Source organism: Paracnuella aquatica (genome assembly GCF_003332885.2).
Classification (GTDB): Bacteria; Bacteroidota; Bacteroidia; order Chitinophagales; family Chitinophagaceae; genus Flavisolibacter; species Flavisolibacter aquaticus.
The window spans coordinates 12,933-36,322 of the sequence record NZ_QOWJ01000014.1 but is presented as its reverse complement, the minus strand read 5'-3'; the positions used below and the strand labels follow the sequence as shown (position 1 = coordinate 36,322).

The following is a 23,390-nucleotide window of genomic DNA, read 5'->3' as shown; positions in this document are numbered from 1 at the left end:
TTTTGATGAAAAAATACTTCCTTCTCTTCTCCCTTGCTGCTTCGCTGGCCGCTTCGGCGCAGGAAACAGTGTACCCGGCGCCCAAACAAAAAGGGCCGGTTGTCATTACCAATGCCACGGTGCATGTGGGTAATGGACAGGTTTTAAATAATGCATCGATCGCTTTTGAAAATGGCAAGATCACTGCGGTGGGTGCATCCGTTGCACCGGCCGCTGGTGCCACTGTTGTTAATGCCCAGGGCAAACATGTTTATCCCGGCTTGATCCAGTCACTGAGCAATCTGGGCCTGGTAGAGATCAACAATGTGCGGTCAACAAACGATGTTCGCGAACTGGGTGAACTCAATCCAAACATCCGTTCCATTGTTGCCTACAACACCGATTCCAAAGTAACCAATACGCTGCGCACCAATGGTATTTTGCTGGCCAATGTAGTGCCGCAGGGCGGGCTTATATCAGGCCGGTCTTCGGTGGTGCAACTTGATGCTTGGAACTGGGAAGACGCGGTTTACAAAATGGATGGCGGCGTGCACGTAAGCCTGCCGCTGCTGATGCCACGGGCTTCGTTTTTACCGGCTGCAGCCGGTGCTCCAGATCCTGTGAAAGCAGGCATGGAAGCCATTGACCGGATGCGCAGCTTTTTGCGTGAAGCAAAAGCTTTTCATGCCAGCGGCGTTACATCTGCCGAAACCAACCTTAAGTTTGACGCGGTGAAAGGCCTGTTCGATGGCTCACAAAAACTGTTTGTCGAAGCCAACACCATCAAGCAGATTTTGATTGCGGTAGATATGGCTAAAGAGATCGGCGCCGACTTAGTAATTGTTGGTGGTGCCGATAGCTGGCGTGTGGCCGATCTGTTGAAACAAAATGGCGTTTCGGTGATCCTGAGTCAGTCGCACAGCCTGCCCATTTTGGATGACGACGATGTGGACCAGCCGTACAAAACGCCTGCACAATTGCAAAAAGCCGGCGTGCTGTTTGCCATTGCCGATGAAGACGGTAATACCCGTGGCCGCAACCTTGCGTTCAATGCCGGTACTGCCGTTGCATATGGGTTGAGCAAAGAAGAAGCGTTGCAGGCAGTTACATTGAATGCTGCAAAAATTTTAGGCATTGCCGACAAAACCGGCAGCATTGAAGTAGGTAAAGATGCCAACATCATCGTGGTAAAAGGCGATGTGCTAGACATGCGCAGTTCGGTGATCATAGATGCTTTTATCCAAGGCCGTAAAATTGATTTGACGGATAAGCACAAGCAACTCAGTGACCGCTTCGAACACAAATATGAACTGAGGAAATAAACTTCGAAACAGCCTGTTTAAGTCAGTTTTGTAAGCGCTAAAAAGCAAAGGGTCGATTCAAATGAATCGACCCTTTTTGTATGTGTCCGCGCCTATAAATGCTCTTTATTGCTCTTACATTTTTACCAGTTGGCTCACTGTTTTCATACCCATAATGTTGGTCAGTTCTACAAAATACACGCCTGCAGATTGAGCGCTGATTTCGGTAAGTTGGTGCTGGTTGCTGCCGGCTGTTACTGTCCACATTTTGCTGGCAACCATTTTGCCATTGGCATCCCGAACAATGATCTGTACTTTTTCGGCTTGCTTCGCAGCGTATGAGAGTGTTGCAACCGATTGGGTAGGGTTGGGGTAAACATTGAAGGATTGTTGTTCGGATGCAGCCAGTTTTACCGTTTTTACTTCTGTAAATTTCACATCGCCGTCCAGCGAAAGGCCTTTGATGCGGTAGTAAACAACACCTGTTGTAGTTGCCGCATCTTTGTATTGGTAGCTTGCAGTTTCATTGCTGTATACTGAAGCAACTTGTGCAAAGTTTTTACCGTTGGTGCTGCGCTCAATTTCAAAACGCATACCGGGTTCGTACATCGCGGTCCAGGTCAGTTGCGGTACATTCTTCTGCACCGATGCCTGGAACGAAGTGAAATGAACAGGCAGTGCTTGCGACAGGCTCACCAGGTTGGAGCAGCCAGCCGTTTTTGCCATTGAATCGGGCTTTTCAAAAATACGGTACACAGTGTTGGCATGTATTGTTCCCCAGCCTTCGTCGAAAATGCGTGATGGGCTAGTGCGGGTTACATCGTACACCAGCAAGCTGTCGGTAGTTGCGCCGCTTTTACCGAAGGTGCCGCCGCCAACTGTTTTTCCTTCAAAATACAGTTGTGCATCACCATTAATAGAACCATAATTGGTAAAGTCCACGCTGCGGATTACCGCTCTGCCGCTGTTGTTAATCGTTCCATTGTTGGTCAAAAAGTCTTTGTTCGTACCGGTCTTGCCCACCCAAAGCATGCCTTGGTTATTTATGGTACCATTGTTGGTTAAACCACCGCTGGTAATCATTTTGCACCTATTGGTAAACGTTACATTGCTGTTGATAACCAGTGCGCCGTCGGGTTGAATTACACCCGTGTTTTCATAAGTGCCGGTGTTTAGGGTAAAGGTCGATTTGGTAGTGATGGTATTTTTATTATTAAATACTTTGCTTTCATTTACTGCGATTGCACCAATGGTGGCGATGGTGCCCTCATTTATCAATGAGGTACCAATGTTTACATTCAGCGCACCACCTGCAGTCATCTTGCCGGTATTGGTGAACACGGATTGGGTATTTAATTGGATAGCGGAGCCAACCGACAATGTTCCTTCGTTGGCCAGTACGGTGGTTCCATTTAATGTCAGGCCGTTGGTAATACTGGTCACCGAATTTTGTTTGTTGCTCCATGAAGCGCCGTCATTCAGTGTCAGGCCATCGGCATCAACGATGCCGAAATTTTCTACCCTTACTCCGTTGCCAAAAGTGGTATAAGGCAATTTCATGTTACCGTAATTAAAAATGCGGCCTTTGGGGTTGGTGATAGAGTTGGGATTGAATACGGCGCCGGAAGAAACTACGATCACTCCATCTTCGTGAAAGGAACTTATGTTCCCCGTAAAACGTCCTGATACAATGCGCAGGGTATCCTTGCGGTTAATGTTGTAAGTAGTGTTGGAACCAAAGTCGCGGATTTCACCAGCAAGAGCGATAAAGCCGACAAAAAGGGTAAAAATGCAGGTGAGTGCAGTACGGGTATACTTAGTTTTCATAAACAGTCTTTTCCGAAAGGCAAGTGCCTTTACTTAGGGTTGGGATTTATAGGGGTCTAAGGGAATCGTTTACTGGGTATCAGTTAAAACCCTTAGACAGCACAAATGTAATGTGGAAAATACGGTCGAACAAACGTGGTTGCCCTAAATACTTACTGTTTACTAATACAAATTACTTAGTGAATTGCAGCGCTTTGTTATTGATGAGTTTATGGTTGGCGCATTTTTTTACTGTGTAAAATAAAAACCTTTTGTAGGCAAAAATTAGGGTATGGTAATGTGTACTTAATGCACAATAAGCCTGTTTTTACACCCTTTTATATCTGAATAGGCTTAGTAAAAATTCGCTCACTGAGTATTTATACATAAAAAAAACGCCGGCAGGAACAGCCGGCGTTCAAAAAGCACGTAGTGATATCTATAGATCGACAGAAACAGCATGTTGCTCAGCTGGTTCAAAAACACACAAGCTGGCCACATGATCCCGGCTGCCGTCGGTTACCCAGGTATCCAGTTGCGCAATATCCTTCATCTGCTGGCCACGTTGCCGCGGCACGGCAATATACCCGCATTTTACATTGGGCAGCGCAGACATATCGCTCCATAGTTTCTCAATTTGCGCCACCGGGTAAATGTCTTCCTGCCCATGCCCCCAGCGATATTTTACATCTTTAATGGTTACATAAGTTGGAATGCGGTGGGCCACGCTGCGCACTGCTTTGGCCAGTTGCGCCTCATCGCCACGTTGCAGATCATGGCGGGAAAGTCCAAACAATTTCAAAAGCGGATCGATCTGGATCCAAGTTGTCATCGAGTTGTAGTAACTCAGCGCCAGTTCGTCTTCCTCGCGGGGCTGGGCCAAACCTTCCAGCAGGCGCACCTGTCCGTTAACCCGTGCCAAGCCACCGCCGCGGTCTTCAATGCGGCGCGGCACCACTTCAAATGTGAGCACATTGCCCGATTGCAGGTGGTAACCCAACGCCGCCGGGTCCACGTCCGCACCCAGCGTATCAATATTATGCAGCATTAGGGTTTGCAATTGCGGCTGCTGCTCCAGCAGTCGTGCCAGCGTGCCATTGCGCAGCAGGTTCGATACTTCGTACCAATGCCCCAGCGGCGAAAAGCGCTGGCTAGCCACGTTATCTACATAATCACTGCCTTCGCCCTTGCTTTTTGCCCAGCCAATCATGGCCTGGCGGCCAGCTTCCCGAACTTTTTGTTTGTTCTCGTCGAGGGTGTCCTGCGGCATTTCTTCCCACAGAAAACGCAGGTCGCGTTCCATGGGCACATAGCGCTGTCCAATGGACCGGCCCGGTGAAAGCAGCGTGGGACCGCCGTATCCAAAGTTGCCTGTGTTTGCCAGCTTTTTTTCAATAGCGCCATGCGTGAGGTAGCTGGTAGCCACCAGGTGCGGAATGGTGCTGCCAAATTGCTCGGCCACGCGGCGGGTTTTGGCTAAATGTATTTCCAAAAATGAGCGGTGTACGCCATCTATTTCTACAAACGGATTGATGGCTTTGATCACGCCGGCACCTTTTGTCCAGCGGCTGCCCACACCGGCGGCCAGGCTCATCACGCCCACTTTGCCGTCGCGTATGGCGGCCTCGCCAAGGGCGGCAACTGGTTGCAGGTCATCGAAATGGACGAAGTCGCCGGGCTGCACATCTTCGATGGTGGTTTCGGCCGGCAGCCTGTTCCGCGACAAGCCAATCAGGCCTTTTTGCAATTCCTGCCTGATTTCTTCATGTTGGATAAAATCAAAGCCGTTTTCTTTTTTAATACGGTCGGCCTTATCATTTTCCTGTCCTCGGTTGCTGCCCGTTGCCGGGTCAGATACTTTAAAGAGGTTGGAAACAATGGTGCGGAGCAGGGGATAGGCCAGGTTGTTTTGTTCGCAGTAGGTGGTAAACTGGTCAATTTCCGCCCGGCGGATGTACGGCACCTGGGTGGGTTCCAATCGCACCAGCTCCGATACATGGATGCCATAATATTGTTCCGGCATCAGGGCTTCGCCGCCTTGTTGCAGGCTTGCCCAACTACCATTGTGGTTGATTCGCCAGTTGTACACCACCGGCTCCATCGCAAACGGCAGCGAGTCGCTGAGTTCGGCCTTGGTGGTGCGCAGCAGTTCCAGCACTTTTATTTTATACTCATCATAATGGGCCGGGTTTACAAACATACCCATGCCGCCGCCCGACATGCCGCCCAGCATCAGGAAGCCATAGTAGTCGGGGCCAAAAGCTTTTTTAGCTTTGGCAATAAGTTGTTCGGTAAAATAAGTGGACGCCCAAGGAATGATGGTTTTGATGGGGCCGAAAAAGTTCGCTTCGGTTTGGCCCGCCAGCGCCTTGATGTCGCCGCTGCCAATTGCCGAAAGAATATTTTCGAAGATCTGGTTGGTACGCTGCCGTGCACCCCATTCCCGCTCGCCACGCAGCAGGTATTTTTCCGAAACCATTTCCAGGATCGGGCCCACATTTGAGGCCATGCCGCCGTGCATCAGCACCAGCGAATGGGTGAGTTGGTGTTCAAAATCGGGGTGCACTTCGCCTTCACCCAACACATGGTGACGGGGCAACAAGGTGCCGCGACTAATGCCCCACTCCGGATCACCTGCGTGGGCCAGTGTACCAGTAATGGATTTAATGCCGGGCCAAACACCGCCGGAATCCTGCCAGCCGCCACCCGAGCCGCCAATCCATTCGCCCAGGATGGCGCGGGAAGCCACCAGGCGGCGTTCGCTTTCCTGCAGCGGGCCTTCCAGGTTTTTCGTTTGTCCGCTGGCCCGCATCAGCAAACTAATGATGCAACCGAGCAAATTGGTGGAAACCGCAAAACGGCTGCCTTTAGGAATGTCGTTTACCTTGGTTACTAGCTCAATGCCCATGCCTGGTGCTACCATGCGGCCCAGCACTTCCTGCAAAGACTGGTTGGTGCCTTCAAACGAAGGCGGGATCAGTCCCGACGCAATGACGCCGGCTTTGATCAGGCTTAAATAGTCGTTGCCAAAGTTGAACAGGTCGGCCAGGTCGCGAACATCTTTGGTTGTATTTAAATCAATAGAGGTAAGGCGCAGCACCGGCTCGGTTATCACCCGCACATAAGCATGCAGGGGTGGCCGGATTTCTTTATCGCGGCCAAAAACGCCAAGGTCGATTGATACGTTGATGACCCGGGCACCTTCGGGATAATCCATGCCCAGGAAAAATATATCCGACCAGCCGCTGTGTGTCAGGTCCATCCGCACCGAAGTCTGTTCGTGCAGGATGGGGTAAAATAAGGAGTCGGGTTGGCGCTGCAACAGCTTTGAGTGGATGCGAATTGGATGTTCTTCGAGGTGGCCCACCCGGAACATCCATTGATTGCCCTTGCTGGAGCGTACGCTTTTACGCACCTGGTCGGCCAAAATTTGAAATGAAAGATGGTGGTAGCTGTCGGCAAGCGCACTGAACAGGGCCGCGTTGGGACCGCTTTTTTCCACCTGTTTTAAAAAGATGGCAATGGCAGTTTCGAACCGGCGGCCCAGCAGGTCTTCAAAACCTTCGTAAGGAATTTTGCCGGTAGTTGGCGTCTGTGGCGTTTCTTGCAGAAAAAAGCGAAAGCCGGCGTGCAAAAAAAGGATTGACCGCACTTTATCGTACAGGCTGCCGGTGCTTTTGCGGAAATCATCCAGCTCACGCAACTGCTGCCACATTTCCGTAGGGCTTATGCTTTTGGCCAGCTCAAAAAATGAGCGGTTGCGCAGGTGCGGTTCCGTGGCAGTTATGGTTTGAATAAATATGTTCATGATGTAGGGGGATTGGAAAGACAGAAGTCGGAAGTCCGAAGACGGAAGACAATCACACCAGCGGAATAGTCCTCGGACTTCGGACATCTGACTTCGGACTAATTAGCTATTTGCTTCGGCAAGCGATTCAACCAAAGTGGTGAGGGTTTCGTTGTGGGCTTCGCCGGCGAGGCCGAGGGCTACCTGTGCCCGCAGCAGGCCATGGCGGCGGCTGAGGTCGTAGCGGCGGCCTTTCATTTCCAGTGCCAGGTATTTTTCAGTTTCGGCCAACTGCTGCAGCGCAGGCGTCAGCAGCACATTGTTGCTGCCGGCTTCCACTTCATTTTGCAACAGCTGAAAAACGGTTGGTGTAAACACGTGCATGCCAAAGAAGCAGAGGTAATATCCGGCACGCAGTCCGGATGTTTGCAGCTCGAGCTCCGCCTGGCTGAGCGAAGGTTTTTCAATCAGTTTTTCAATGCTGTACATGCCGGTTTGGCCCGCTACATGTTTGCCGGTAATCGTGCCATACCGACCAATCTGGTGTTCGATAGTAGGGTTTACCGCCGACACAGAACAGCCTTCTTTCGACGCCAGCTCAATCAGCTGCGCGGCACAGCGCTTGGCGCCTTTTTGCGAAACATATAGATAGTCGCCTAAAAGCAGCAGGAACGGCTCATCGCCTACAAAGTCTTTTGCGCAGTACACAGCATGCCCATAGCCACGGGCTTCTGATTGCTCTATAAATTGAGTGGTGGAAAGCAGATGATCGATTTTGTCGGCTTCCGTTTGGGCCCAATCGCTGCCCTGGTAAAAACGGATCAGGTTATCGCGCAGCGAAGCAAAAGCGCCGGCATATCGTTGGCCATCGCCGGGGGCACATACAATGCAAATCTCCTCAATGCCCGAAGCATAAGCTTCTTCGGCAATGATCTGGATCACGGGCTTGTGCAGTCCATCCACATCTACAACAGGCAACATCGCTTTTTGAATCGTATCGGCAACAGGGTACAGTCGTTCGCCACGGGCTGCGGCGGTAATGACAGCTTTCTTAATTTTCATATTGGTGCAGTGACTTTGAAAGGGCCTAAAATTAGGCCATCGCCGCGGTGCCATCAAATATTAAAAAGAAATGCATGCACACCGGCGGTTACCGGCCGCCGTTGGCTTTCAGATCGGCCTCGCAGTGCGGGTCCAGTTTAGGAATATCGCCACGTACAAGGTAGCCAAAGCGGTCCTGCGTACCGATGCTGTAATACATCAGGCAGTCCTTATTGCTGCAATGGCTTTCATGGTCGTCGTCCTTGTGGTCCGACTGCATGTCGGTGCCTTTGTTGATCAGCCCCAGCAGGTGGCCCACTTCGTGGAGCAGCACAGTTGTTTCCAACTTGGTGCGGTCGGGCTGGCCAATGCGGCCCGAATGTTTCAAAATGGGTTTGCCAAAAATGACGGCCGATGTATTTTGGTAAGCCAGCCCCAGGATCCGCGGGTTCACATACTCGCCGTTGGTGTACACCAGGTGCACCGCCAGCGTTTTGTTGCGGGTATATTCCGCACGGGTTTTACGCTCCAGCGCTACCAGGGCGCTGTGGTTCAATACAGTATCGGTAATGGGGTCAATTTCTTTGGTTGTAATAAAAATGCCCGCCGGCTTATTTAAATATTTATCCAGGAAAAGGTGCAGGTTTTTCAAGGCCTGATCGTCGGGTTTGAAGCCCGACATGTACTGCACTTCGATCTTGAGGGCCGTATATTTTTCGCTGCTCAGCAGGTCGCGGGCCGATGCGCCAAAGCGTTTGTTGTGCAGCGCCGAAACATCCACACGTTCTTCTTCGCCGGCAATAACCTTCACGCAGCCGGTGGCCAGAACGAGGAAAGCAAGGGCGTAAAAAAAACGTTTCATAGCGTGCAGTTTTAATGGGTGATTGTGGGAATTTGGACTCCTTTAAAATTCGTAAAAATGCACGGCAATCAACCCTTCGAGATTGTTAAAAGCACATCCGTAACGTATGATTTTGATTAGGTGGGTTTTTAAAAGTTTACAATCAATGGGCATCCATTTAAATTGTACGTGTCATTCCAAACTTGTTTCGGCATCTCCTACAACCCTCGGAGTTTTCTTAATAAAAAGGAGATGCCGAAACAAGTTCGGCATGACAACACTGAACGGCAAAAGATCACTTAATCGCATTCGGTTTTCTCCAAAATTTTCATTTCTGTGTTACCATGTGAAATAAAAAACCACCGGCCGGAAAGCCAGTGGTTTTGTTGTAAATATTAGTTTGTTTTATAAAAACACGTTCGCCGCAAATTAAGCTACATCCCTGCCGTGGCAGTTCTTGAACTTTTTGCCACTACCGCAAGGGCAGGGGTCATTGCGGCCCGTTTTCGGTCCAACCTTAACCGGCTCCTGCCGGATAGCCGTGCCGTTATCCGGATCGAAGTAGTCTTTTTCGTTGGCGGCATAATCATCACCGATTGCATCAACTGCCTCTTTATTCGATTGCAGATGGCTTAGATCGGTGCGCTCCACATGCGCTTCCTGAACCTGCTCGGGTGCTTCCTCGGCCATCGGCAGGTTGGCATGCGCCAAAAACGAAACGATGTCTTTATTTACCTCGCTGCTTAAGTTTTTAAACAGGTTGTAGGCTTCCATTTTGTAGATCACCAATGGATCTTTCTGCTCCAGGTAGGCGGTCTGCACGCTTTGCTTCAGGTCGTCCATTGCACGCAGGTGCTCTTTCCATTTTTCATCAATAATGGCCAGCGTTATGTTGCGTTCCATCGCGTTGGTCAGCTCTTCGCCGCGCGATGTGATGGTTTTTTCCAACGGTGCCAGCACATTGATGCCTTTGCGGCCATCGCTGAAGGGCACGATCACGTTCTCGATATGGGCACCCTGCGTAGCGCGAATGTTATCGAACACAGGCACTGCCTGCTGCTGTACGGCTAACTTATGGGCCTGGTAAGCCTCGGTAGCTTCGTTGTACAGTGCATCGGACAGTTTATTTGCATCGGTTCTGCGGAACTGCTCTTCGGTGATTTGTGTATCGATGCCAAAGTTGATGATGCAAGCCAGTTTGAAGCCTTCAAAATCTTCCTGTTCGCGGTAAATGCTCACCAGTTCTTCCGCAGTTACGGAAAAAGCGTTGTCGATGTCCAGCGCCAGGCGGTCGCCAAACAAGGCGTGGTTGCGGCGTTCGTAAATGGCGTTCCGCTGTTTGTTCATCACGTCATCGTATTCCAACAGGCGCTTACGGATGCCGAAGTTGTTTTCTTCCACTTTCTTTTGTGCCCGTTCAATGGAATTAGTGATCATGCTGTGCTGGATCACTTCGCCTTCTTTGTAACCAAAGCGGTCCATGAGGCCGGCAATACGCTCCGAGCCAAACATGCGCATCAGGTCATCTTCCAGCGAAACGTAGAACTGCGAAGTACCGGGATCGCCCTGGCGGCCGGCACGACCACGTAACTGGCGGTCAACGCGGCGGCTTTCGTGGCGTTCGGTACCAATAATGGCCAAACCACCCGCTTCTTTTACGCCAGGTCCGAGCTTGATGTCGGTACCGCGACCGGCCATGTTGGTGGCGATGGTTACGGCGCCGGGCAAGCCTGCTTCGGCTACAATCTGTGCTTCACGGGAGTGCTGCTTGGCGTTGAGTACGTTGTGCGGAATTTTCTTAACCTGCAAGGCACGGCTCAATAATTCACTTACTTCCACCGACGTGGTACCCACCAGCACAGGGCGGCCTGCATTGCGCAGCGCCTCCACTTCGTCAATCACCGCACGGTATTTTTCGCGTTTGGTTTTATAAACTAAATCCTGCGAGTCTTTACGCACCACCGGGATGTTGGTAGGAATCGTTACCACATCCAGTTTGTAAATGCTCCACAATTCACCTGCTTCGGTTTCGGCAGTACCGGTCATACCGGCCAGTTTGTGGTACATCCGGAAAAAGTTCTGCAGCGTAACAGTAGCATACGTTTGCGTAGCCGCTTCAATCCGTACATTTTCCTTTGCTTCAATGGCCTGGTGCAAACCGTCCGAGTAGCGGCGGCCTTCCATAATCCGGCCGGTTTGTTCGTCTACAATTTTCACCGCGCCTTCAATTACCACGTATTCCACGTCTTTTTCAAAAAGGGAATAAGCTTTCAGCAATTGCTGCACCGAATGGATGCGGTCGGCTTTGGTGGAGTAATCGTTAATGATGGCTTCTTTTTGCGCCAGCTTTTCTTCGGCAGGTACCTGCGCTTCATCAATCTCACCGAGTTTTACCGAAATATCCGGCAGTACAAAAAACTCGGGGTCTTCGCCGGCACGGGTAATGGTTTGAATACCCTTGTCGGTCAGGTCAACCGACTTGTTTTTTTCATCGATATGAAACAGCAGTTCTTCATCCACGATGTGCATGTTGCGCTGCTGGTCGGCGATATAATAGTTTTCTGCTTTTTGCAATTTTACCCGCATGCCCGGCTCACTCAAGAACTTAATGAGCGGTCCATACTTGGGGAGCCCGCGGTAAGCACGGTACAGCATCAGTCCGCCCGTTTTGGGATCATCGTCCCCAGCAGCGATCAGGCGTTTGGCTTCGTTTAAAAAGCCACGCACCAGGCGCTCCTGTCCTTCCACTAAAGCTTGTACGCGGGGACGCAGCGTTTGGTACTGCTGGTCGTCGCCACGCGGCACCGGGCCCGAAATGATCAGGGGCGTACGGGCATCGTCGATCAGCACGGAGTCCACTTCATCCACCATCGCAAAATGGTGTTTGCGTTGCACCATTTCCTCGGGTGTGTGCACCATGTTATCGCGCAGGTAGTCGAAACCAAATTCGTTGTTGGTGCCGTAAGTGATATCGGCCATGTAGGCGCGGCGGCGCATTTCGGAGTTGGGCTGGTGCTTGTCGATGCAATCAACACGCAGACCTAACCATTCGAAAATGGGACCGTTCCACTCGCTGTCCCGGCGGGCCAGGTAGTCGTTCACGGTTACAATGTGCACGCCTTCACCGGCAAGTGCATTGAGGTAAGCGGGCAGGGTAGATACCAGCGTTTTACCTTCACCAGTGGCCATTTCCGAGATTTTGCCCTGGTGCAACACGATACCACCAATAAGCTGTACATCGTAGTGTACCATGTTCCAGGTAACGGTGCCGCCGGCAGCCGACCACGAATTTTGGTAAATGGCCTGGTCGCCTTCAATGCGGATATGTCCTTTGCCGTTGGCCGCCAGTTCGCGGTCCAGCTCGGTGGCGGTGGCTGTTACTTCAGTATTTTCTTTAAAACGGCGGGCGGTTTCTTTTACTACGGCAAAAGCTTCGGGCAACAGGTCTTTCAGTGCCTCTTCAATCTTTTGGTCGCGGTCTTTTTTCAGGCGGTCCACTTCCTGATAAATGGCATCTTTGCCCACCAGGTCATTGAACGGCAGCTCTTCGGCCCGTTGGTTGGCCGCGGCAATTTCGGATTCAACACCTTTGAGGTGCTCCGCTATGCGCTGGCGAAACTGCACTGTTTTATTGCGAAGCTCGTCGTTGGAAAGCGATTGGTACTGCGAGAAATTTTGGTTGATTTTGGCAACCAGCGGTGTGATGGTTTTTACATCACGCTCCGATTTTGAGCCGCCAAATAACTTGGAAAAAAAACCCATAATATACTATTGTCGTTGAGAAGTTGTACTTGGCAAAAATGGGGCAGAAATTTTATTCGGGCCATTTTGACAGGGTGCCAAAGATAACGGTATTTCAGGAGCCCTTACGCAGGAGGGCGTTGAAGAAAAACCTGCTGGCATGGCCTTTTGTGTTTGTTTAACAGCAATGTGGAATGTGAACTTAAATTTTTGGAGTTACGATATGTTGAAAAAATGGTTTTGCGCGGCGCTGCTGCTTGTAGTTTTTTCCTGTTCCAACGAGCCGGGCAAACAGGCGCCGGGTAAAAAGCCGGCCGGTGTATGGGCCCAGTACAAGGTGTGGGCCGAAGAGGGCGACAGCGCGGCCACCTGCATGCTCCAGTTTTACACCAATGAACGGATGGCCCAAACGATGCTGCTGCAGCCGCCCGCCGCTGTGCAAATAGATGGACAGCAACTGCAGCCCGACAGCGCCGGCGTGGTAGGTGCGTTTTACGAATACCAGGCGCCAGTGGCGCAGTTTGCAGGGAAACATACCATCCTTTTTACCGACCTGGAAGGGGACGACTTCGCCGACGAATTTAATTTTCAGCCTTTTACAATCGGCGCCGAACTGCCTGCAGTTTTGTCGGTTGGCGATCACGAATTGCCCCTAAATGGCTTGTCCAATGGCAGTTCGGTACGGGTAGTGCTCACCGATACATCGGCTGAAGGCGTTGGCATAAACGAGTTGCTGCAGGTGCGCAATGGAAAGCTGGAGCTGCCGGCAAAGCTTTGGGAAAATTTGGCCGCAGGCCCCATAGTGATGCACCTGACCGCTGAAGAGGAGCGGCCGCTAAAAAGCAATTTGGGTGGCGAAATACTGATCACTTACGGCCTCAGCCGGATTGTAACATTGCGTAAATGATCGTTATCCGGTCACAACTTCTTTATTGCCGCTGACAACCGTTCCGGAAATAGTAAAAGCCGCCACGTTAAACAATTATCCACACCCTATTTCTGCCCGTGCTGCAATATGGAAGTTTCCCTTTGTACCCGTACCTTTGCGCACCAAATACCGGGGCCGGTCATTTTCGGGCTTGATTAGACTATTCTTACGGCTTTACCGAAGGTAGTTTTTCACCAATGAAATTAAGGGCGCCGGGAACGGAGCCGCCACAAGCGCTCCAACTTCCAAAAATAAAACTACAAACCACCCATGGCTGGTCAGTTAAAAGAAGTACGCAACAGGATTAAATCGGTGCAAAGCACCCAGCAGATTACCAAGGCAATGAAAATGGTGAGTGCAGCCAAACTGCGCCGTGCCCAGGATGCCATTGTACAAATGCGCCCCTATGCCCGCAAACTGCAGGAAATGCTGAGCAACATTGTGAGCAGCAGCGAAGGCGAAGGCACTATGGCACTGGCAGCAGAGCGCCCAATTGAGCGGGTGTTGTTGCTGGTAATTACCTCCGACCGCGGACTGGCCGGCGCTTACAACGCCAACGTGATTAAAACTGCCCGGCAGATGATGCGGGAGCAATATGCCGCGCAGGCTGCCAAAGGCAACGTGGAAATTTGGGCCATTGGTAAAAAAGGGTACGAGCATTTTGCAAAAGCAAATGCCCGGGTTACCGAAACCTACCGCGATATTTTCCTGCAACTGAATTTCGAGAACGTGCAAAAGGCGGCGCAGGCTGCAATGAAAGCGTTTGAGCGGAAGGAATTTGACGTGGTGGAAATTGTATACAGCGAGTTTAAAAACGCCGCTACACAGCGTTTTGTAGCGGAGCGTTTCCTGCCTATTCCAAAAGTGCAGCGCACCGAAGGACAGGCTGCAGCCAGCGAATTTATTTTCGACCCCAATAAAGAAGAACTGATTGCAGAATTGATGCCCAAGATCCTGAACACGCAGTTGTACAAGGCGGTGCTCGATGCCAACGCATCGGAGCATGGTGCCCGCATGACGGCGATGGACAAGGCTTCGGAAAACGCCAACGAGCTGCTGCGTTCGCTAAAAATATCTTACAACCGTGCCCGCCAGGCTGCCATCACCACCGAGCTTACCGAGATTGTAAGCGGTGCCGCGGCGCTGCAAGGGTAGGGGATCATTTGAAAATTTCAAGATGTGCAAATGAAACAATGAACGGGCCCGGTGCGGTAACTGCAATTGTTTTATTTGCACATTTTAATGTTCGGCATTTTCAAATTTTCAGATCCCTAAATTTTCAAATTCATAGATGGAACTGTCCAACCTTATTCCGCATATTGAGGCCCTGATCTTTGCTTCAGATAAACCGCTGTCCGGCACCGAAATAACAGAGCTGATCAACGGCGCTTTTGGTTTTATGGAAGACAAGATCACCGAAGAACAGGTTGATACCGCGTTGGCAGGTATTTCGGAAAAATATGATTCCGAGTTTTACCCGTTCTCCATCCGGCAAAGCGGCGGCGGCTGGCAGTTTTTGACCAAGAAAGATTTTCATAAAACCATTGCGCAGCTCAATGGTGAAAAATACCTGAAACGCTTGTCGCCGGCGGCTTTGGAAACGCTGGCCATCATTGCATATAAACAGCCCATCACAAAAGGTGAGATTGAATTGATCCGTGGCGTAAGCGCCGATTACACCATCCAGAAATTATTGGAGAAAGAACTGATCGTGATTGCCGGCCGCAATGAAAATGCAGTGGGCCATCCGTTGGTGTATGCTACTTCCAAAACCTTCATGGATTATTTTGGTTTGAATACCACTGCCGATCTACCCAAGATCAGGGAAGTGCTGCAGGATATTGTAGAACCGACAACAGTGAATGGTGTGGCCGTTGAAACCGGTGAAGAATTGGCCGTGTCGGATGAAGGTGAATTGATTGCCCGTCTGGAGGATACGCCTGTGGAAGGCGCAAGGTTGTTTGTAAATGGTTACCCCGTTGAAACGCCCGGCACCGACGACGCCGACCTGCATGCCGATAAGGAAACAGAAGAACGCGGACCGGTTGAACGAACAGATGAAGATGAATCGCCGAAGGATGGTGAAGACGCTAATTAATTACAGCTATCATTGATTAAAAAATGCACCGCCTAATGCGGTTAACACAATATGTCGCAAAGCCTGACACACACCCAACTGGTTGAATTAGCAAACCGCTTTGGCACGCCGCTTTACGTTTACCACGCCGAAAAAATAAAGGAGCAATACGAGGGCCTGCAAAAAGCGTTTGACGGCACCAAAGCCCGCTTTTTTTATGCCTGCAAGGCACTGACCAATATCAACGTTTTAAAATACATACAATCGCTTGGTGCCAACATCGACTGTGTAAGCATAAACGAGGTGAAACTGGCGCTGCACGCAGGTTTTAGCCCCGACCGCATTTTGTTTACCCCCAATTGTGTTGACTTTACCGAGATCGAAGCGGGCAAGGACCTGGGCGTAAACCTGAACATCGATAACATCTCGATCCTCGAGCATTTTGGTGCAAAGTACGGTGGTTCATATCCTATTTGCATTCGCTTCAACCCACACATCATGGGTGGTGGTAATTATAAAATTTCCACCGGTCATATCGACAGCAAGTTTGGTATTTCCATTCACCAGTTGCGCCATATTGAACGCATTGTAAAAACCACCGGGCTGCAGGTAAAAGGCATCCACATGCACACCGGCTCCGATATCAAGGACATCAATGTGTTTATTGCCGGACTTGAGATCATGTTTGATGTGGCCGCACATTTCCCCGAGCTGGAATTCATCGACCTGGGCAGCGGTTTTAAAGTGCCTTATTTTGAAGATGACGTACGCACCGATGTGCAGGCGCTGGGCGCTAAAGTGCGGGATGCTTTTGAGCAATACGCGAAAGAGCACGGCAAAGAACTGGAAGTGTGGTTTGAGCCGGGCAAATACATGGTAAGTGAAAGCGGTTATTTTATTGTAAAAGCAAACGTGGTAAAACAAACTACTGCTACTGTATTTGTGGGGGTCAACAGTGGTTTTAACCACCTCATTCGTCCCATGTTTTACGAGGCTTATCACCGCATCGAAAATATATCCAACCCATTTGGTGCACCCCGCATTTATACCGTTGTAGGTCATATTTGCGAAACCGATACGTTTGCGTGGGACCGTACGCTGCCCGAGGTTCGGGAAGGCGATCTGTTGGTATTTTACAACGCCGGCGCTTATGGCTTTGAAATGTCGTCGAACTTCAATTCAAGACTGAAACCCGCCGAAGTGCTGGTGAAAGATGGCGAAGCACTGCTGATCCGCAAACGCGAAGAATTTGAGGATTTGCTGCGGAACCAGGTGGAGGTGTTGTAGGAGTCGGGAAAGTCGGAGGATGGAAGTCCGAAGATGGTTTATTTAAAATTAAAAAGTCCTACAGGTTCGGAGATTACTTTTCCCGGCCCTGTAGGACTTTTCTTTTTTGGAAACCTTGGTCGTCGGACTTCTGACCGCCGACTTCCGACTCCTCAGCCTCCTTCCGGCAATAACAAATGAAACGTTGCACCAACACCCGGCTCGGAAGTAGCCCAAATGGCGCCGTGGTGGTTGAGCACTACTTTTTTGCACAGCGCCAATCCAATGCCCGTCCCTTCGTAAGAAGAGCGGGAGTGGAGCCGCTGAAAAATGGTAAAGATCTGGTCGGCGTACTCGGGCTTAAAGCCAATGCCGTTGTCCGTAACCGTTATATAGTACAACGGCATTTCGTGGTGCGCCAGTCCGTGTTCTGCAACAAGTGTCTTATCGGCCGGTGTGCTGGCCACTTGTACAAATGGTGCAACGCCTTCTTTCGAAAACTTCAATGCGTTGCTCAGCAGGTTATAAAAAAGCTGGCTCATTTGCAAAGCACTTGCCTGCACGTCGGGCATCGGTTGCCATTCAATGCGGGCAGCTTTTTGATTAATCAGCAATTCCAAGTCTTCAGATACCTGCTGCAAAATTTCATTCAGGTTCACTGGTGCAAACTGTGCTTGTTGCGTACGGCCCAAACGTGAAAAATCGAGCAGGTCTTTGATCAGTTCCTGCATCCGCGATGAAGACTGCCAAATGCGATCGATAAAATGCGTTACCCGTTTCGGTTCTCGCTGCTTTAGTTCCGACTCCAGCATGCCGGTAAAAGTTCGGATTTTGCGCAGCGGCTCTTGCAGGTCGTGCGATGCTACATAAGCAAACTGCTCCAGCTCGCTGTTCGACCAGGCAAGGTTGCGGTTTACTTCCTGCAATTCAAAAGTGCGTTCCGCTACTTTTTGTTCCAGCAAATCTGCCGCATGTTTTTGATCATTAATGTTGGTGCAGGTGCCAAACCATTTAGTGATGTTGCCTTCACCATCCCGCATGGGCACTGCCCGGGCCAAAAACCAAAGAAACACGCCATCGTATCGGCGTAGGCGGTACTCAATTTCATACACCTCACCGTTTGTTACCGCGTTATTCCAAGTGTGCCAGGTGCGGGCTGCATCATCGGGGTGTACAATGGTGGTCCAACCCGATGCTTTCGTTTGCTCAAACGATAACCCGGTGTAATCGTACCACTGCTGGTTAAAAAAATCAACGGCGCCGTTGGGCTGTGCGGCCCAAACCATTTGCGGCATAAAATCGGTTACGAACTTGAATTCCTGGATCAGTTGCTCCAGTTCAACGTTCTTTAGTTGCAGCGTTTCTTCTGCTTTCAATTGAGCGGTGATGTCGCGGAACTGCCAGGTCCAGCCCAGGTAATTCCCGTCTTTATTGCGAATGGGATAGCCATATCGTTCAATGATGCGGCCATCCGTCAATTCAATTTCATCCCGGCTGCCGGTTTGTGGGTTCGCATATAAAAATTCAATGCGTTCTAAAAACCTATCGTAGTTGCGGATGGTTTTTTTAAATCGTTCCAACAATTCGCTGCGGGTTATCGTCCTGATGGCTTCTTTAGAAAAACCAAAGATCTCCGCGTAGCGTTCATTGAGGTAATAGATTTCTCTGTTGGTATCGATGCCCAAAATGCCCAGCGGCGAACCTTCATTTTGTGCTTCGAACAATGCGTTGCTCAGTTCCAGTTCGTCCTCTATGGCTTTGCGTTCCTCTATATCCAGCACCGAACCAATGTAGCCCAGAAATGCACCAGCTCCATCGAACCGCGGCATGGCTTTGTCAAGCATCCAGCGGTAGCTGCCGTTGGCATAGCGTAGGCGGTATTCCATGCTAAAACCGGTTTGCACCTCGTTGGCTGCCAAAAAATGCTCAATTGCCATTTGCCGGTCATCGGGGTGCAGCGCGGCGGTCCAGCCAATGCCCTGGCCTTCGGCCAATGTTTGGCCGGTGGCCTGCAGCCAGCGCCGGTTGAGGTATGTGCATTGTCCGTTGGGATCGGTCACCCAAATCATCACCGGCGCATGATCGGCCATTGAGCGAAAACCTTCTTCGCTTTCCTGTAGTTTTAGTTCTGCTTCTTTTTGTTTGGTTATGTCCACCACAGTGCCGATAAACCTGGAGGCCTGGCCAAAATCATTAAAATATGCTTTGCCTGTTGACCGAATCCAGCGGAGCAGCCCATCTTCAAAGCCGATGGTGCGGAACTCGGCCGAAAAAACGCCATCATTTTCCCCGGCAAAAGCCGCTTGGATCAATTGGTGGGTGCCCTCGCGGTCATCGGGGTGCAGGCCTGTCAAGAAGTTATTGTAATCAACAGGGAAAGGCTGGGTAATGCCGAACAACCGGTAGCATTGCGGCGACCAAAGCAGCAGGTTATTTTGAATATCAAAATCCCATGTGCCTACACCCGCTGCTTCCAGCGCTGTTTCAAGTCGTTCTTTTTCCTGGGCCATTTTGTTGTCGGATACCATAAGATTTGGTGCTGTTGCCCATGTATTTCAAAAGAAAGCCTGGAACAGGCGCTTTAACGAACAGAAACCAGCATCCTTTTTTACAGGAGGCTTTTTCCGAAGGTCAGTATTGCATGCACGCCGGGCCGCAGAAAATTAGGTCGGTGAGAAAGCTGCGCCAAACGGAATTTCTTTTTATTACAGCAGGATAATTCCGGTGAAATTAAGCAAAGCTGGTATTTGTACAAGCGGCGGCCAGCCCATATTTTACCGGCGGCAAAGGGCATGGAAAACTTGCGCTAATTTTAAAGCCTGAAAACAAAAAGCGTACGATGAAATACCTGGTGTTGCTGTTGGTGATATGTTCGTTGCAGGCCCGTGGCGCCGACACAACCAAATTGTATAACCCGTACGCCAATGCCGAAAAAGACCTGGCTGCATTGATGATTCGTGCAAAGGCTGAACGCAAACACGTGCTGGTGCAAATCGGCGGCAACTGGTGTGTGTGGTGTTATAAGTTCAATGCCATGTTGCAAACCGACAGCACACTGAAACGGATGCTGGAGGGCAGCTATATTTTGTATCACCTTAATTACAGTAAAGAAAACCGCAACGAGGCGATGCTGAGTCGGATTGGTTTTCCGCAGCGTTTTGGCTTCCCGGTGCTGGTGGTGCTTGATTCCGCCGGCAACCGGCTGCATACGCAGGACAATACTTTGCTGCAAAAAGGCAATGGCTACGATTTTGAAAAAGTAAAAAGCTTTTTATACAACTGGTCGCCGGTGGCTTTGCAGGCATGCAATTACAAAGAAAGTTAAGCCGTTTTTCGTTGCTGATTAGTTTGTTTAAGCGGGATAAATGTTGTAAACAAAAGTTCTGTTTAATATTTGTTGCAACAACTGCGGTAACTTTAAGCATAACCGCTTTGCATGCAACAACAAGCCCAATTGCAACCTTCCGATCAGTTTTTCCAGATCATTCAAAGCCCGTGGAAACTGCGGCTCTTTTTGCTGCGCAAATTGCCGGCTGCTGCATTTTCAGGGCTGCGAATTGTCAGCGTAAATGAAGGGGCTTGCACTGTGTCCGTTCCTTACCGCTGGTCTACTACCAACCCATTCCGGTCTACGTATTTTGCATGTCTCAGCATGGCCGCCGAACTAAGCACCGGCGTGCTATCGATGGCGCAGGTATGGGGCCGCAAGCCGCCGGTATCCATGCTGGTAATCGGCATGGAAGCCCGCTTTTTTAAAAAAGCTACCGGCACCACATTTTTCACCTGCAGCGATGGCGCTGCCATAAAGGATGCCGTAGAAAAAGCGGTACAAAACGGAACGTCCCAAACCATTAGCGTACATAGCGAAGGAAAAAATAGCCAGGGCGAACCGGTAGCGACTTTTGTTTTTGAATGGTCGTTTAAAGCAAAGGGTGCGGCGATTGTAAACAGTCTCACTGCATGAACGGCCAAGTGGTGCATGATCCATGTCTTTTATTTTCCCGTCCATCCGCCTTAACTTCAAGACATTAACTATTACGTTATGAAAATTGCTTTCCATGGTGCAGCCCGTTCCGTAACCGGCTCCAAACATTTACTGACCCTCAAAAACGGCAAACAAATTCTGCTCGATTGTGGCCTGTTCCAGGGCATGGGCAAAGAAACGGAGGCGCTTAACCGAAAATTTGGTTTTGATCCGGCAACGGTAGATGTGGTGGTGCTTTCGCATGGCCACATCGATCATTGCGGCCTGCTGCCCAAACTTGTAAAAGACGGCTTCAGCGGACCCATTTATTGCACGCCGGCAACCCGTGATATTGCAGCAATTTTACTCGAAGATTCGGCGCAAATACAGGAAAGTGATATTAAATACAGCAACAAAAAACGGAGGGCAGAAGGGCGGCCGTTGATTGAACCGCTGTACCGCAAAGAAGATGCAGTTGCGGCCATGCAGTTATTTAAAACCCGCGAGTATGGGCAATGGTTTGAAGTGCTGGAAGGAGTGGAGGTGATGTTCACCGATGCCGGCCACATTATTGGCAGCGCTGCGGTACACCTGCGCATTACTGAAAACGGCGTGCAGCGGCAAATCTCTTTCAGCGGCGATCTCGGCCGCTACCGCGATGTGATACTGCGGTCGCCGGCACCGTTCCCGCAAGCCGATTTTATCATCCTCGAATCGACCTATGGCAACAGCCTGCACAAAAGTGTTGCATCCAGCGTGGAGCTACTGTTGCACTGGATTGAAAAAGTGTGTGTACAGCGCAGGGGCAAACTGATTATTCCTGCATTCAGCCTGGGCCGCACACAGGAGATTTTATATGCCCTCAATCAACTCGAATTAGAGAACAGGTTGCCGCGACTGGATTATTTTTTAGACAGTCCATTGAGTATTGCAACAACGGCGTTGGTAAAGAAGTACCCGCAATATTTTAATAAAACCATTCAGCGGGTGTTGCAGGAAGATCATGATCCTTTTCATTTCAACGGGCTGCAATATGTACAGTCGGTTGAGGAGTCAAAAATCCTGAACTACCGCAACGAGCCTTGCGTTATTATTTCGGCCAGCGGAATGGCGGAAGCTGGCCGCGTAAAACACCATATCTCCAACAACATCGAGAACAGCCGCAATGCCATTTTAATGACCGGATATTGTGAGCCGCAATCGCTGGGTGGCAGGCTGATGGACGGGCAAAAAGAAGTGAGCATTTTTGGTGTACGCCACGAGGTGCACGCCGAGGTAGGCGTAATCAAAAGCATGAGTGCCCACGGCGATTACGAGGATATGAGCCAATGGCTGGCGGAACAGGATCCGAACACGGTGCAAAAGCTTTTTTTGGTGCACGGCGAGTACGATGTGCAGCAGGATTTTAAGGAGCGCTTGCAGCGCAAAGGTTACGTTGATGTGATCATCCCGGACCGCCACCAGGAGGTTGGTTTAGGATAAAGTTTCCGGCAAAATGGCTCTTAAACGGAGCCATTTTGCATTCATGACATACGTGTTTCCGACATCTGGTCAGTTAACAATATTTAATAAGAATGCACCGCTGCAAAACGTCAATTTTCTGCTTTAAAAATGCGTGTGATTTTTTTTCACATTCTCTTTGAAATAACCGCACCGAATTTGCGTCTTTAAAAGAAAAAAGGAGCATAAATGAAGCCTGTAAGACTGCTGGGAATCTTGTTTTTGGCAGCTTTTGTAGTAAGCGGTTGTGCAGCCGTGGCGCATGTGGAAAAAGACGAAACGGTTAACTTCAGCAAGTACAAAACTTTTGCCTGGACAGAAACTTCAGACACGGATTCAGCAAAACAGAAAGTAACATCGGACTTAACAGAACGCAACATCAAAGCAGCCGTGGCCGCCGAACTAGTGAAGCAGGGTTGGCGCGAAAGCAATACTAAACCGGATGTGTTGCTGGGCTATGATGTGCTGGTAGAAAAGAACCTCCGGGAAACAAACAACCCCTTATACTCGCGGCCTTATACCCGGTATTTGTTTAACCCGTATACCCGGCGTTGGATTGGCGTTTACTATCCATCGCAATTCATGGGCTACGACAATGCGGCCTATGAAGTACGTGAGGGCACGGTAACCATTACGATGGTAGATGCAGCAACGGAAAAAACCGTGTGGCAGGGTTGGACCACCTCGGAAATCAACAGCCGCAACCTTACGCGTAAGGAAATCGAAAGCAGCGTGAAAAGCATTTTCCGCAAGTTCGATGTGGCGAAGCGTTAGTGTATTTTTTGCTTATCATAATCCGGGCCCTATTTCTATAGGGCCTTTTAATTTTTTTGGCAGTTTAAAGCGGACGCCTATCTTTGCACTCCCAAAACACGAACGCCGCGTTCGTCTAAGGGCTAGGACACCTCCCTTTCACGGAGGCGATACGGGTTCGAATCCCGTACGCGGTACAGAAAAAGAGCTCCACGGTTGTGGGGCTTTTTTCATTTAGTGTTGGTGTGGATTCGTGAAACGTGAAACGTCGATTGTGAATGGTGAGTGGGCAACGGTGAATAGTGGATAGGTTGGGAGGAACGCTGATCTTTTCGTATGAGAAATGATTAGCTGTGTGCAAGTAAATTTTTTTAGAAAAACGAAATGATTTCCTTTGGGTGCAATA

The 23,390-nt window shown here is 50.0% G+C and carries 15 protein-coding genes and 1 tRNA gene; 10 read left to right on the top strand and 6 right to left on the bottom strand.

Features of this window, described 5'->3' with window-relative positions; all coding sequences use genetic code 11:
- Positions 1-5: 5 nt before the first annotated feature.
- Complete coding sequence (locus DRJ53_RS16835) at positions 6-1,301, top strand: amidohydrolase family protein (RefSeq protein ID WP_114236836.1); 1,296 nt, start codon at positions 6-8, stop codon at positions 1,299-1,301.
- 114 nt (positions 1,302-1,415) lie between these two features.
- Here the strand turns inward: DRJ53_RS16835 and DRJ53_RS16830 are convergent, their stop codons facing one another.
- The 5 genes from DRJ53_RS16830 to secA form a co-directional block, all read right to left on the bottom strand.
- Positions 1,416-3,107, bottom strand: a complete 1,692-nt coding sequence (locus DRJ53_RS16830; RefSeq protein WP_114236835.1) for a T9SS type A sorting domain-containing protein — start codon at positions 3,105-3,107, stop codon at positions 1,416-1,418.
- A gap of 418 nt (positions 3,108-3,525) precedes the next feature.
- Positions 3,526-6,894, bottom strand: a complete 3,369-nt coding sequence (locus tag DRJ53_RS16825) for a UTP--glucose-1-phosphate uridylyltransferase (RefSeq protein WP_114236834.1) — start codon at positions 6,892-6,894, stop codon at positions 3,526-3,528.
- Between the two features lie 102 nt (positions 6,895-6,996).
- On the bottom strand, positions 6,997-7,935 hold the full coding sequence (locus DRJ53_RS16820; RefSeq protein WP_114236833.1) for a UTP--glucose-1-phosphate uridylyltransferase: 939 nt from the start codon (positions 7,933-7,935) through the stop codon (positions 6,997-6,999).
- Between the two features lie 88 nt (positions 7,936-8,023).
- Entirely contained in the window at positions 8,024-8,776 is a 753-nt protein-coding gene (locus DRJ53_RS16815; RefSeq protein WP_114236832.1) for a hypothetical protein, read from the bottom strand.
- 408 nt (positions 8,777-9,184) lie between these two features.
- Complete coding sequence (gene secA, locus DRJ53_RS16810) at positions 9,185-12,517, bottom strand: preprotein translocase subunit SecA (RefSeq protein ID WP_114236831.1); 3,333 nt, start codon at positions 12,515-12,517, stop codon at positions 9,185-9,187.
- Between the two features lie 175 nt (positions 12,518-12,692).
- Between secA and DRJ53_RS16805 the strand changes: the two genes are divergently transcribed.
- From DRJ53_RS16805 to lysA, 4 genes are all read left to right on the top strand, one after another.
- On the top strand, positions 12,693-13,403 hold the full coding sequence (locus DRJ53_RS16805) for a hypothetical protein (protein ID WP_155523219.1): 711 nt from the start codon (positions 12,693-12,695) through the stop codon (positions 13,401-13,403).
- Positions 13,404-13,694: 291 nt separating this feature from the next.
- Positions 13,695-14,579 carry an ATP synthase F1 subunit gamma gene (gene atpG, locus DRJ53_RS16800; protein WP_114236829.1) on the top strand — a complete coding sequence of 295 codons (885 nt, stop codon included), beginning with the start codon at positions 13,695-13,697 and terminating at the stop codon, positions 14,577-14,579.
- A gap of 136 nt (positions 14,580-14,715) precedes the next feature.
- Positions 14,716-15,522 (top strand): SMC-Scp complex subunit ScpB, encoded by an 807-nt coding sequence (scpB, locus tag DRJ53_RS16795; protein ID WP_114236828.1) that lies wholly within the window; start codon positions 14,716-14,718, stop codon positions 15,520-15,522.
- 51 nt (positions 15,523-15,573) lie between these two features.
- Positions 15,574-16,788: a diaminopimelate decarboxylase gene (gene lysA / locus DRJ53_RS16790; RefSeq protein WP_114236827.1), complete on the top strand. Its 1,215-nt coding sequence runs from the start codon at positions 15,574-15,576 to the stop codon at positions 16,786-16,788.
- Between the two features lie 152 nt (positions 16,789-16,940).
- Here the strand turns inward: lysA and DRJ53_RS16785 are convergent, their stop codons facing one another.
- Positions 16,941-19,295 carry a PAS domain-containing sensor histidine kinase gene (locus tag DRJ53_RS16785; protein WP_114236826.1) on the bottom strand — a complete coding sequence of 785 codons (2,355 nt, stop codon included), beginning with the start codon at positions 19,293-19,295 and terminating at the stop codon, positions 16,941-16,943.
- A 311-nt stretch (positions 19,296-19,606) separates the two neighbouring features.
- Here DRJ53_RS16785 and DRJ53_RS16780 point away from each other — a divergent pair, with 311 nt between their 5' ends.
- From DRJ53_RS16780 to DRJ53_RS16760, 5 genes are all read left to right on the top strand, one after another.
- Positions 19,607-20,092: a thioredoxin family protein gene (locus tag DRJ53_RS16780; protein ID WP_114236825.1), complete on the top strand. Its 486-nt coding sequence runs from the start codon at positions 19,607-19,609 to the stop codon at positions 20,090-20,092.
- A 111-nt stretch (positions 20,093-20,203) separates the two neighbouring features.
- Positions 20,204-20,731 carry a PaaI family thioesterase gene (locus DRJ53_RS16775; protein ID WP_114236824.1) on the top strand — a complete coding sequence of 176 codons (528 nt, stop codon included), beginning with the start codon at positions 20,204-20,206 and terminating at the stop codon, positions 20,729-20,731.
- Between the two features lie 78 nt (positions 20,732-20,809).
- On the top strand, positions 20,810-22,213 hold the full coding sequence (locus DRJ53_RS16770; RefSeq protein ID WP_114236823.1) for an MBL fold metallo-hydrolase: 1,404 nt from the start codon (positions 20,810-20,812) through the stop codon (positions 22,211-22,213).
- Positions 22,214-22,420: 207 nt separating this feature from the next.
- Positions 22,421-23,005 (top strand): DUF4136 domain-containing protein, encoded by a 585-nt coding sequence (locus DRJ53_RS16765; RefSeq protein ID WP_114236822.1) that lies wholly within the window; start codon positions 22,421-22,423, stop codon positions 23,003-23,005.
- A 104-nt stretch (positions 23,006-23,109) separates the two neighbouring features.
- Positions 23,110-23,181, top strand: a tRNA-Glu gene (locus DRJ53_RS16760).
- Positions 23,182-23,390: the final 209 nt, after the last annotated feature.

Excerpts from the sequence above, each read along its gene's own strand:
- lysA (WP_114236827.1), top strand. The coding sequence starts at position 15,574 with ATGTCGCAAAGCCTGACACACACCCAACTGGTTGAATTAGCAAACCGC.
- DRJ53_RS16815 (WP_114236832.1), bottom strand. The coding sequence starts at position 8,776 with ATGAAACGTTTTTTTTACGCCCTTGCTTTCCTCGTTCTGGCCACCGGC.
- DRJ53_RS16830 (WP_114236835.1), bottom strand. The coding sequence starts at position 3,107 with ATGAAAACTAAGTATACCCGTACTGCACTCACCTGCATTTTTACCCTT.
- DRJ53_RS16780 (WP_114236825.1), top strand. The coding sequence starts at position 19,607 with ATGAAATACCTGGTGTTGCTGTTGGTGATATGTTCGTTGCAGGCCCGT.
- DRJ53_RS16835 (WP_114236836.1), top strand. The coding sequence starts at position 6 with ATGAAAAAATACTTCCTTCTCTTCTCCCTTGCTGCTTCGCTGGCCGCT.
- secA (WP_114236831.1), bottom strand. The coding sequence starts at position 12,517 with ATGGGTTTTTTTTCCAAGTTATTTGGCGGCTCAAAATCGGAGCGTGAT.
- DRJ53_RS16775 (WP_114236824.1), top strand. The coding sequence starts at position 20,204 with ATGCAACAACAAGCCCAATTGCAACCTTCCGATCAGTTTTTCCAGATC.
- DRJ53_RS16785 (WP_114236826.1), bottom strand. The coding sequence starts at position 19,295 with ATGGTATCCGACAACAAAATGGCCCAGGAAAAAGAACGACTTGAAACA.
- scpB (WP_114236828.1), top strand. The coding sequence starts at position 14,716 with ATGGAACTGTCCAACCTTATTCCGCATATTGAGGCCCTGATCTTTGCT.
- atpG (WP_114236829.1), top strand. The coding sequence starts at position 13,695 with ATGGCTGGTCAGTTAAAAGAAGTACGCAACAGGATTAAATCGGTGCAA.
- DRJ53_RS16825 (WP_114236834.1), bottom strand. The coding sequence starts at position 6,894 with ATGAACATATTTATTCAAACCATAACTGCCACGGAACCGCACCTGCGC.
- DRJ53_RS16770 (WP_114236823.1), top strand. The coding sequence starts at position 20,810 with ATGAAAATTGCTTTCCATGGTGCAGCCCGTTCCGTAACCGGCTCCAAA.
- DRJ53_RS16765 (WP_114236822.1), top strand. The coding sequence starts at position 22,421 with ATGAAGCCTGTAAGACTGCTGGGAATCTTGTTTTTGGCAGCTTTTGTA.
- DRJ53_RS16820 (WP_114236833.1), bottom strand. The coding sequence starts at position 7,935 with ATGAAAATTAAGAAAGCTGTCATTACCGCCGCAGCCCGTGGCGAACGA.